Source organism: Methylobacterium ajmalii, from assembly GCF_016613415.1.
GTDB lineage: Bacteria > Pseudomonadota > Alphaproteobacteria > Rhizobiales > Beijerinckiaceae > Methylobacterium > Methylobacterium ajmalii.
The window spans coordinates 1,576-2,023 of record NZ_JACWCT010000011.1 but is presented as its reverse complement, the minus strand read 5'-3'; the positions used below and the strand labels follow the sequence as shown (position 1 = coordinate 2,023).

Annotated in this window: 1 protein-coding gene; it reads right to left on the bottom strand. The window is 71.2% G+C overall.

Annotated features, from left to right (window positions below; genetic code table 11):
- Positions 1-448, bottom strand: a 448-nt coding sequence (locus HPY23_RS02070) for a hypothetical protein (protein WP_200649548.1), incomplete at both ends; no start/stop codon positions are given.

Below are 448 nucleotides of genomic sequence, written 5' to 3'. Positions count from 1 at the left end.
CCCGGCGACAGGGAGATGCCGGCCGCACCCGCCGCGGCGGAGGTGAACACGATCTGGCTGACGCCCGGCCCGTCACCCTTCAGGCTGACGGTTTTCCCGTTGCAGGCCAGACGGCCATTCGACTGCGGCATGCCCTTCGGCAGATAGATCGTCCCACCCGAGGCCGGCAGGCTGGCAAATGCCTTGGTGAACCGCGCGGAGAGATCCGAGCCCGTGAACGCCATCACGTTGGCGCGGTCGCTGAACCAGTCGCTGAGCTTGCGCGGCAGATCGGCGCCGGGCGGCGTCGCCGTGAAGGGCCCGATCTCGCCCGAACTCTGGTCGCGATCGGTCGGCGGCAGCCGGAGGCCGTTGTAGCTGGGCGTGCCGCCGCGGGTGAAGGCGTCGGGGTCGAGCGCGAGCGCGCGTCCGGCATCGAACAGCGCGAACAGCGCGAGGACGGCAGGGG